8 protein-coding genes are annotated in these 10495 nt (G+C 77.1%); all 8 read right to left on the bottom strand.

Going from position 1 to position 10495, the window contains the following annotated elements:
* Positions 1-42: 42 nt before the first annotated feature.
* Positions 43-1422: a hypothetical protein gene (locus ACFVNO_RS15260; protein WP_378892951.1), complete on the bottom strand. Its 1380-nt coding sequence runs from the start codon at positions 1420-1422 to the stop codon at positions 43-45.
* Positions 1423-1549: 127 nt separating this feature from the next.
* Positions 1550-2770: a tyrosine-type recombinase/integrase gene (locus tag ACFVNO_RS15255; protein ID WP_355261225.1), complete on the bottom strand. Its 1221-nt coding sequence runs from the start codon at positions 2768-2770 to the stop codon at positions 1550-1552.
* 17 nt (positions 2771-2787) lie between these two features.
* Positions 2788-3282, bottom strand: a complete 495-nt coding sequence (locus tag ACFVNO_RS15250) for a hypothetical protein (RefSeq protein WP_355261228.1) — start codon at positions 3280-3282, stop codon at positions 2788-2790.
* Positions 3283-3292: 10 nt separating this feature from the next.
* On the bottom strand, positions 3293-3616 hold the full coding sequence (locus tag ACFVNO_RS15245) for a hypothetical protein (RefSeq protein WP_355261231.1): 324 nt from the start codon (positions 3614-3616) through the stop codon (positions 3293-3295).
* 154 nt (positions 3617-3770) lie between these two features.
* Positions 3771-7367 (bottom strand): TM0106 family RecB-like putative nuclease, encoded by a 3597-nt coding sequence (locus tag ACFVNO_RS15240; RefSeq protein ID WP_378892947.1) that lies wholly within the window; start codon positions 7365-7367, stop codon positions 3771-3773.
* Positions 7368-7532: 165 nt separating this feature from the next.
* Positions 7533-8264, bottom strand: a complete 732-nt coding sequence (locus ACFVNO_RS15235; RefSeq protein WP_355261237.1) for a septal ring lytic transglycosylase RlpA family protein — start codon at positions 8262-8264, stop codon at positions 7533-7535.
* A gap of 288 nt (positions 8265-8552) precedes the next feature.
* Positions 8553-9698 carry a protein phosphatase gene (locus tag ACFVNO_RS15230; protein ID WP_355261240.1) on the bottom strand — a complete coding sequence of 382 codons (1146 nt, stop codon included), beginning with the start codon at positions 9696-9698 and terminating at the stop codon, positions 8553-8555.
* 101 nt (positions 9699-9799) lie between these two features.
* Complete coding sequence (locus ACFVNO_RS15225; protein ID WP_378892942.1) at positions 9800-10492, bottom strand: sirohydrochlorin chelatase; 693 nt, start codon at positions 10490-10492, stop codon at positions 9800-9802.
* Between the last annotated feature and the right edge of the window lie 3 nt (positions 10493-10495).

The raw sequence follows: 10495 nt of genomic DNA, 5'->3' as shown, positions 1-10495 counted from the left end.
GGGAAGAGGGGGTGCGGGCCCGCGGCCGTGTCACGGGCGGGGTCAGCGCCAGGTGGGGCCCCAGGCGGAGCTGTTGGAGACCCCGGGCGGCAGCGGCGGCAGGCCGGTGCCGCCGCCCGTGCGGGGCGGCGCGGGCGGCTCGGCGGCGGGCGCGGCCGGGCGCGCGGGTTCGGGTCGGGCCGCGGGTGCCGGGGGCACCGGGGGTTCTGCGGGCGCCGGCGGTGCCGGCTCGGGCGCGGGGGCGGCCTCGGGCCGCCGGGGAAGCGGCTCGGGCTCGGGGGGCAGGAAGCCGCGGACGCGCTCGGCGCCGGCGGCCTCCTCGGCCAGGACCGGCTCGGGGATGGGGGTGGAGTCGTCGGTGGGGTCGGGGATGGCCGGTTCGGCCGGGGCGACCCGCTTCCACCACAGGGCGGCCTCCTCGGCCGGGAGCTCGCCCTCCACCTCCAGCCAGCCGGTGACCAGGGGGTGGCGGCGGTGGGCGCTCCAGGAGCGCGGGTAGGGCTGCTCGTCCAGGACCAGGACGTGCTCGCCGTCCAGGGTGGGGATCTCGGCGGGGACGCCCTCGTTCCACACCCAGGTGCCGTCGTGGGCGACCAGGTTCCACCAGCCGCGCACGGTGCGGGCGGCCGGGTCGGGGTCGCCGTCGCGGAAGGCGCGCACCCAGCGCGGGTCCGGCGGGTCCCCGGCCAGGCCCATGCCCTGGGGGCCGACCAGGGCGTCGGCGAGCAGGGTGTGGAGCTGGAAGTTGTCGCCGATGCCGTCGAACAGGACGCGGAAGGCGCGGCCGGACTCCCGGTCCAGGACCAGGGCCGATCCCGCCTCGGCCATGCGCAGCAGGGCGCGGACCTCCTGCAGGTCGGGCAGGTGGTCGCCGAGCTGGTTGGCGACGGCGACGAGTTCGGCGTGCAGGGTGGGGTCGCGGCGTACGTGGGAGCGCACGGTGGAGCGGGCGAGCATGGTCTTGGCGGCCAGGGCGTGGCGGGCGACGGTCCACCAGCACATGGTGGCGCCGGGGGCGTCGGCGCCCAGGTCGGTGGCGACGCGGTTCTCGTCGGCGGCGGTGACCGAGTCGGGGTCGGGCGGCTCGCCGCCGCCGGTGCGCTGCCAGGCGCGGGCGAAGACGATGGCGCCGCGGCCGATGGCGCGCAGGCGGCGCAGGACCTCGGGGCCGGCGGGGCCGGGGTCGGTGCCCGTCTCGACGAGCGCCCCGGCGACGACGCACAGGTCGGCGGTGATGCCGGGGGCGGCGTGGTCGCCGGTGAGGAGGGGGGCCAGGGCCTCCAGGGCGAGTTCGCGCTCGGAGACGGGGATCCGGGAGGCCAGGACGAGGACGCGGTGGACCGCGGCGGGGAACTGGCCGGGGTCGGCGGTCACCGAGGCGTCGATCAGTTGTTGGAATGCGGCGCGGAATTCGTCGACCATGGGCCCGTCCCCTTTCTCACGCAACCAACCTAATGTGTCGTGAGTGAAGGATCGCACGATAAGTGCGGTTTTCCGTCCTCACAGGCGGGTTCGTTGACGATTCGAGACGAGGCCCCGCCCGGCCCCGTCACAGCCCCAGGCGGGTCACCGCGTTGTCGTCCAACGGGTCCGCGCTGCGGATGTAGTCGTGCACCGTGCGCGGGTTGGTCCAGCGCCCCTGACGCATGATCTCACGGTCGGCGGCGCCTCCCAGCGCGGCCTGGGTGGCGAATCCGGCGCGCAGGGAGTGCCCGCCGAACGCGTCGGGGTCCAGCCCCGCCCGGGCCGCGTACTTCTTGACCGTGTCCCCCACCGACTGGCCGGTCATGGCCCGGGCGCCCAGGGCGCCGTGGCGCGAGACCGACACCAGCAGCGGGCGCTGCGAGCCGTCGGCCAGCGGCGCCAGCGCGGCGGCGTCCAGGCGGGCGCACCGGTGCGCGGCGGCGGGCGGTTCGGCCGCGGCCCGGGCCAGCAGGGCGCGCACCGCGTCGGTGCCGCCCTCCAGGTGGGCGGTGCGCAGCTCGGCCCAGTCGGCCAGCGCGCACACCGGGCAGGTGTGCCGGTGGCGGCCCCGGGGCAGCGCCACGACGTGGCCGCGCCGCCCCTCCTGGTCGGTCTTGGTGGCGCCCAGCGCCACCAGCAGCGTCGTCGCCCCGCCCGCCGGGTCGGTGCGCACCGTGATGTCGTCGAAGGTGATGCCCGCCAGCTCCGAGCGGCGCAGCGCCCCCGCGAACCCCGTCAGCAGCAGCACCGTGTCGCGGAGCCGGGCGACGCCGCCCGGGTGCCCGGGCCCGGGCCGGTGGGCCAGCAGCGCCTCCAGGGTCGCCAGCACCACCGGGTCCTTGCGGCGCGGGCGGGCCCGCCGGGTGCGGCGGATGCCGCGCAGGGTCAGGCGCACCACCTCGGCGCGGGTGGGCGAGGCCAGCCCGTGGGCGCCGTGCACCGCGGCGATGGCCGCGGCCCGGCGCTCGATGCTGGCCGGGGCCAGCGCCGGGCGCCCGTCGGGGGTGCGGGCCTGGGCGCAGGCGGCCAGGTACACCGCCACGTCGACCGCCTCGGCGGGCAGCGCGGTGCGCCCCTCGGCCAGGCACCAGGCGGTGAACGCGGTCCAGTCGGTGCGGTAGGCGCGCAGGGTGTTGGGCGACTGGGCGTTGGCCAGGAACCGGCCCAGCGCCCGCGCCTGGTCGTCGTCGAAGCGCTCGCGCACCCGCTCCAGGGCGCGGGCGTCCACCAGGACGCTCTGGGTGCCCGCGGCCAGGCGGGTGCGCACGGCGTCCGGCAGGGCCACGGCGTGCTCGGGGGTGTCCACCGGGCTCTCCCCGCGGGTCAGCCGGACAGGTGGGAGCGCAGGGCGTCCCACAGCTCGGCCGGGGGCATCGCCCAGAAGATCAGGCCGGCCGAGACGGCCAGGGCGACGGTGAACCCGATCGCGGCGATCCTGCGCCGCAGCACCACCGCGGCGACCGCCGACACCGCGGGCACGACCAGGGCCAGCACCAGCAGCCAGATCAGGGCGGTGCCGATGGAGTCCACGGCCCCCGCCGCGGCGGCCGGGTCGGCGGGGTCGACGGCGGCGGCGTCCATGGTGGTGAACAGCAGCATCGCCAGCGCCAGCGGCGACCCCAGGCCCCACACCAGGGCCAGGACCACCCACAGGGCGGTGATGCGCCGGTCGGGCGGGTCGTCCAGGACCACCGGGGTGCGCGACACCCGGCCCCGGGCCCCGGGCTCCTGCGCGGCCTCCGCGCCGGCGCGCTCCGGTGCGGCGCCGCGGTCGTGGTCCCGCCGGGGTTTGCGCTGTCTGCGTTTCTTGGGTGACACGCCCGGGAGCCTACCCGCCCAGGGGGGTGAAGTGGATCAGGGACACGAACACCAGCGGCCAGGCCAGCAGCACCAGCGACCACAGGGCGGCCCTGCGGTCCCCGGCGACGGTGGCCACGGCGGCGGCGAGCAGGGGGATGCCGACGAAGGCGCCGAAGGAGAGGGTGAACCACTCCGCGGCCGACCCGGCGTGGGACTGGGCGTTGACGCCCATGAGGTACCCGGCGGGTCCCAGGGCGAGGGCCATCAGGGCCAGGATGAGGACGACGACGCGGATTCCGGTGGGGTGGCGGGTGTTGCGGCCGCCACCGGAGGCGGAGGGACTGTCGGACACGGGGGCCGGGGTGCCTTTCGGGAACGGGTCGGGGAGGGCCGTCGCGCACGCGCGGCGCACGGCCTCGCGATCGCGCGGACCGGCCGTGGCAGGGGGCGTGCTCTGTAAAACGTACTCCACCCGGAGGGTGTCCGAAACCGGTGGCGGGCCGCCGTCACCGGTGGTCGGGCCAGGGGCGGGCGGCGCCGCTCAGGCGGGTGAAGGACGCCAGCAGGCGCAGCTCCTCGATGCTGCGCGGGGCGGTGGTGGCCAGGTGCGGGGAGTGGACGAGCACGGCGATCAGCTGGGCCCGGGACAGGGCCACGTTGAGGCGGTTGCGGTCCAGGACGAACGCGGTGCCGCGGCTGGTCTCGGCGGCGTCGGAGGTGGTCATGGAGCAGATGACGGCCGGGGCCTCCTGGCCCTGGAACCGGTCGACGGTGCCGACCCGGACCCCCTCCAGGGCGGGGTCGGCCCCGGCGGCGCGTGCCAGGGCCCGGCGCAGGGCCCGCACCTGGAGGTTGTAGGGGGCCACCACGAGGATGTCGTGGCCGGTCAGCCGCCGGGGCCCGGCCTCGGGGTCCAGGGTGACCTTGTCGGCGACCAGGGCGGCGGCCGCGGCCACCACGGCGTCGACCTCCTCGGGGCTGTGGGTGGTGCGCCCCCGGTGGTCCACCACGTGCGCGTACAGGCCGGGCTCGTGGACGGACAGGGTGCGCTGGGCGGTGGCGGGGTGGGCGTGCAGCCGGCCCTGGTAGGACAGGTCCGAAACGGGGGCGCACACGGCCGGGTGCATGCGGCGGGTCTGGTCCAGGAAGTAGCCGCGGGCGGGGTCGATGATCTGGCGGCCGCCCATGAGGTGCTGCAGGGCGGAGGCGTCGGCGCCCTCGCCGTGGGTGCCCTGGACGACCTGGGGCAGCTGCTGGGGGTCGCCCAGCAGGACCAGGTCGCGGGCGGCGGCGGAGACGGCCAGGGTGTCGGCCAGGGCGAACTGGCCGGCCTCGTCGATGATGAGCACGTCCAGGGGGTCGGCGACCATGGAGGCGTTGGCCATGGCCCAGGCGGTGCCGCCGATGAGGACGGGGCGGCCCTCGGCGGTGTGCTTGGTGCGCCACCCGGCCAGGGCCTGGGGGCTGGTGGGCTGGTCCCAGGGCAGGTCGGGGTCGGCGTCCTTCTTGGACTTGGCGCGTTTGGCCGCGGGCAGCTCCACCCCCGCCTCCCGGGCGGCGCGCAGGGCGGCGGACATGACGTTCTCCACGGCCTTGTGGCTGGTGGAGCACACGCCCACGCTCTTGCCCTGGCGGGCCAGGTGGGTGATCAGGCGTCCGGCCAGGTAGGTCTTGCCCGCCCCGGGCGGGCCCTGGACGGCGAGGTAGGAGTGGTCCAGGCGGTCGACGGCGGCGATGGTGGCCTCGATGAGGTCGCCGCCGTGCGCGGCCGGGTCGGGCAGGGGGCCGGCGGGGGCCAGCCGCGGGGGGATGCGGCGCAGGAGGTCCAGCCCGGCGTGGCGGGGCCAGTCGGGCAGGTCCTCCAGGGCCCGGCCGGCGACCAGCTCCAGGGCGCCGTCCTTGGGGGCGGGGTTGACCGGCGAGCCGGGCAGGACCGCGACGGGGTTGCGGAAGTGCAGGGCGTCGGCGTCGCAGGTCTCGACGACGGTGAGGCTGTCGGGGCGGGCCTCGGCGACCGAGGCGGTGGCGGCCAGCGCGGGCTGGCCGGGGGCGCCGGGGTAGAGCAGGTGGACGTCCTGTCCGGCGGTGAAGGGGTGGGGGTGGGAGGTGTCCAGGCGCATGAGGATCTCGCGGCGGGCCTTGCGCTGGCGGCCGGTGGGCTCGATCCACTCCCCCGCCCGGACCTGCCAGGGGACGGCGCAGTCGGTGTCGGTCTCCAGGTCGGTGAGGGGGGCGTTGGTGCGGCGGTAGTGCTCGCGCCAGGGCGGGAGGTTCTCGCGCTGGTAGTAGCCGACCAGGGCGGCCAGGGAGGCGCGGGCGGCCTCCTCCTCGGTGCGCTCGGCCGGGTCCTGGGGCACCTGGTCCAGGAGGGGCCCGGTGAGGGCGGCCTGGCGGGCCAGGCGCTCGGCGCGCTTGCGGGCGCGCTCGGCCTCGTCCTCGGTGAGTTCGAGCTGGACGGCGGGCCGGTCGGTGATGCCCTGGAGGGTGCGGTGCTCCTCCAGCCAGTCGCGCAGGCGGGCGGTGGAGTGGCAGTCGTCGCGGTTGTAGGCGGCGATGTCGGCCAGGATCTGGGCGGCGCGGTCGTGCTCGCCCGCCTCCAGGGCGGACAGGTGGGCGGCGTAGGCGTCGATGCTGGAGGTGGCGGTGGTGACGCCGCCGGAGCGGGCGTCGGGCAGGTAGAGGGGTTCGAGGTACTTGATGGAGTAGGAGCGCTGGGAGACGCGCAGGCTCTTGCGGACCACGGTGTACAGGTCCACCAGGCGGTGCTCGCGCAGGAGCCGGTTGACCTCCTCCTCGCGGGTGGCGAACTCGGAGCTGAGGTGCTTGAGGCGGTCGACCTCGTAGGAGGCGTAGTGGTAGATGTGCGCGCCGGGGTCGGCCTCGATGCGGGCGCAGGCGAAGTCCACGAAGTCCTCCAGCGCCTTCTTCTCCTGGACGCGGTCGTGGGCCCAGAAGGTGTGGAAGGTCTCGGCTCCGTGCTCGTCCTCGGTGGTGGCGCCGAAGAGGTACTCCAGGCCGCGCCCGCCCTCGCGGGAGTGGTAGGGGTAGCCCTCCATGTCGAAGAAGACGTCGCCGGGGCTGGGGGCGGGCAGGCCGGCCAGGCCGTCGGGGGCGAACACCTCGGCGGTGACGGTGCCCTGCGGGTTGTCGGGGGTGCGGGTGGTGTCCTGGCGGACCTGGAGGCGGGCCTGGGCGCGCAGCTGCTCGAAGGAGCGGCGGGGCAGGGCGGCGGGGCGCTGCTCGTCGTCGGCGCGGGCCAGGTCGTCGATGGTGCAGATGCCGGCGTCGATGAGCTTGGCGGCCTGGTCGGTGCGCAGCCCCGCGACCAGGGACAGGTGGCGGGCGGCGGTGCGCCCGGAGGAGCACCAGGTGGAGTAGCCGCAGCCGTCGCAGGAGGGGCGGGGGGCGCCCCAGGTGGGCGAGGGCAGGGCGGGGTCGGCGGCCAGGGAGTCCAGCAGCCGGTCGGTGACGGTGCCCAGGATGGGGGTGAAGTCGACGGTGTCCAGGCTGTGGGTGTGGCCGTCGCCGGTGAGCAGGTGCATGCGGCGGGGGGTGCGGCCGGTGGCCACGGTGACGGCGTGGGCGTAGGCGGCGAGCTGGACGACGGCGCCGGGCCCGGGGCGGCGGGCGAGCTTGGTGTCCCAGGGCTCGTAGGTGAAGGGCTCGTCGGGGTCGGCGTCGGGGCGGGGCGCGCCGGTGGCGGGGTCCAGGTCGGCGCGGATGAGGAAGTCGGCGCGGCCGTGGAAGGCGACGGGGACGGGTCCGCGGGAGGGCAGGGGGTGGTGGAAGCAGCCCTGGTAGATGACGGGGGCGCCCTGGGCCATGGCGTGGGCGGTGGCGGCCGCGGCCTCGGCCAGGGAGGTGTCGTCGGGGTGGGGGTCGGGGATGTGCACGACGTGGCCGAACAGGGCGGTGAGGCGTTCGAGCTCGGCCTGTTCGTGCAGGAGGCCGTGGTGGGCGACCAGGGGGTCGACGGGCTCGGGGGCGGGTGCGCCCTCCACCCGGGCGGCCAGCGCGGCCTTGAGGGCGCTGCGGTGGTCGCATTCGAGGGTGTCGACGAGGTCTGTGGGTGAGACGACCCAGCCGGTGGTGGTGCGGAACAACGCCCCTGCTCCCTCGCATGTCGGTGGATGATCTTGCGAATGACGGGGATTGTGCCACGCGGTGGGGACGTGCGGGGGATCACACGCGGATCCTGCACCGCCTGCAACGCAGGGCGCCCCGCGCCCTCGGGGAGGGTGCGGGGCGCCCGAGGGGCGGGTCGGGGGCTAGGAGACGACCTGCCACTGCACCTGGCCGACACCGGCCCCGGTGCCGATGATCTGGTCGAACGCGGCCGTGGACAGGTCCAGGCAGCGGCCGGCGACGAAGGGCCCGCGGTCGTTGATGCGCACGGTCACCGACTGCCCGTTGTTGGGATTGGTGACCTGCACCATGGTCCCGAAGGGCAGGGTCTTGTGCGCGGCGGTCATCGCGTTGGGGTCGAAGGTCTCGCCGTTGGCGGTGGTGCGGCCCGCGAAGTCGGCCCCGTAGAAGGAGGCCTCGCAGGTGCCGCCCTCCCCGGTGGGCTCGCCGCCGCCCCCGCCGCCGTTGTCGGTGGAGGTGTCCTCCTCCGGCTCCGGCTCGGGCTCCTCCTTGATGTCGGAGGCCTCGGCGCTGGTGGTCTGGGTGGCCCCGGCGACGGCATCCTCGGCCCCCTGGGCGGCCCCGGCGTCCGGCTCGCCCTGCTCCTGGGCGGGGACGAGGGGGTCGGGGTCGGCCTCGGGGACCACGGTGGCGTTGGTGGCGCCCTCGGGGCCCGCGCCGGTGGCCACGACGGCCGCGGTCGCGGTGCCGCCCACGAGCAGGGCCAGGCCGGCGGCGCCGGCGAGGATGAGGGTGCGTTTGCGGCGGGCGCGCTTGGCGGCGACCCGGGGGCCCACGGGCGCGGGTCCGTGGGCGGCGTCGAGGAGCGCGGTGTCCTCGTCGACCGGTGTGGTCTGGGGCTGGTTTTCGCCCACGTCGGAGTCCTTTGAACGGGAACAGGGCAGGGCGGGCCGCTCGGGTGGCCCGTGCACGGCGCCGCCCGGGTGAAGGGGGCGGGGGGTGCGCCGGGTGCACGGCGCCCGCCGGTGCCGGGCCGTACCGGGGCCCGGGCGCGGGGCCGGAGAGGGACCGCCGGGTGGCGTCACGCGGGGTCTGAGCGCAGAGCCTAAGGGGTAACGCTGAGGTCACGGTACCGGAAAGCGACGGTTTGTGGAACTTCTCACGACACCGTTGCGGACGGTCCCTATCCGGTCACGGGTCGGTCATCCGGTGATGCGCGGCTCGGGCAGGTCGGCGCGGCGCGGCGGGATCCCGTCGGGGAACAGGGCGGCGGCCGGGTCGGCCAGGTCGTGGCCGCTGAGGTGGGCGACGGCGCGGGCCAGGGCGGGGTTGTCCAGGTGCCCCCCGACGGTGCGGATGAGCAGGGCCAGGGAGGGCAGCACGGGGGCGCCCAGCCCCGCGGCGGCGTAGCGGGCGGCCACCGCCGGGGTGCGCGAGGCCCCGGCCCAGCAGTGCAGCAGGACGCGTTTGCCCTCCGCGCGCAGGGCGGCGACCGCGGCGGCGGCCTCGTCCAGGGCGAAGTGCAGGTTGGCGTTGGTGCGCGGATTGTCGTGCAGCCACACCCGGACCCAGTCGGCCGGGGCCAGGTGGGGCGCGTCGGTGGGGTGGGTACGGCACAGCGACACCACGGCGTCGACGGTCTCGGGGCGGGCGCGCAGGTGGTCGATGTTGCCCAGCAGGACCTCGGGGTCCAGGGGGTGGGGGACGGCGAAGGGCGGCAGGCGGCGCGGCTCGGCCGCCAGGACGCTGCAGTGGGGCCACAGGTCGGCGCGGGGGCCGCGGACCAGGGCGAAGGTGTCGGCGACCAGGGTGTGGGGGTCCACCGTCCCGGCCAGGACCCGCAGCGCCTGCAGGGGGACGGCGGACAGGCCCCAGCGCGCCCCGGCCAGGGCCCCGGTGTACATGGCGGCCGGGTCCCCGGAGGCGGTGTAGGCGGTCCAGACGGCGTCCACCAGGTGGGTGCAGGCGAAGGAGCCGCGGTGGGGCGCGTGCTCGGGGACGGGGGTGCGGACCAGGGCCCGCCAGGAGGCGCCGCGGGGGTCGTCGACGGGGGCGTGCTCCAGCTCGGGCGAGCGGTCGGGGGCGGCGCCGGTGCGCACCAGGGTGCGCAGGGCGTCGGTCCAGGCCCGGTCCAGGGGGTCGGCGGGCGGCGGGGAGCGGTGGTCCAGCGCGGTACGGGCCAGGGAGGCCAGGCGGGCGGGCGGCGAGGGGGCCGGGTCCAGGAACCGGGCGAGCAGCCCGGGGTCGGCGCCGACCAGGGCCGTTGCGGCGGCGGCCCCGGTCAGGACGCCCATGGCGCGGTCCCAGGCGGGTTCGCGGACGTCGTCGGACACAAGGGGCGTGGGCATGGCGCTGCCTCTCGGGGGGCGGTGGCGGGTCCACCGGGATGTCTTCCCCGTCGGCGGCGGATGCGCACCCGGTTGCCGCAATCGGCCACCCGCCCGGGCGTTCAGGCGGGTTGGGGGATGGCGGCCCCGGCGTAGCGGGCGGCGACGGCGTGGGCGACGGCCGCGTCCGGGCACAGGGGGCCGGCCACCACGTCGGCCCCGGACCGTTCCAGCCGCCGCTGGAACAGCCCGGGGGCCAGCAGCCAGGAGGCCACCGCGACGCGCCGGTGCCCGCGGGCGCGCAGCTCGGCGACGCGCTCGGCGACGGTGGGCGCGGCGGTGGCGGCGAACGCGAGGTGGACCGGGGCCTCCAGGCGGCCCGACAGGGCGTCGGCGGCGCGGCGCAGGTCGGCCATGGCGCGGGGGTCGGAGGTCCCCGCGCAGCCCAGGACCACGGCGTCGCCGGGCCGGTACCCGGCGCGGACCAGCCGCCGCACCGCGGTGTCGCGCACGGCCGGGTGGTCGCCCAGGGCGGGGGTGACGACGGCGTCGGCGCGCCCGGCGCGGGCGAGCTGGTCGGGGATGTCGGTACGCACGTGGTAGCCCGCCGCCAGGAACGCCGGCACCACCACCAGGGGGCCCGGGGAGTCGGCGGCGACCCGGCCGACGGTGGGCTCCAGGACGTCGGCGAAGGCCAGGCGGGTGGGCACGCGCGTCAGCTCGGCCACCCGCAGCGCCAGGGAGTGGGCGACGGCGGTGCCGCGCGGGTCGCGGGTGCCGTGCAGGGCCAGCAGCAGGGCGGGGTGTCGGTGCACGGT

This window comes from Nocardiopsis sp. NPDC057823 (assembly GCF_042797335.1).
Classification (GTDB): domain Bacteria; phylum Actinomycetota; class Actinomycetes; order Streptosporangiales; family Streptosporangiaceae; genus Nocardiopsis; species Nocardiopsis changdeensis.
Note: the sequence above shows the minus strand (reverse complement) of the source record. Positions and strands in the feature narration are given on the sequence as shown.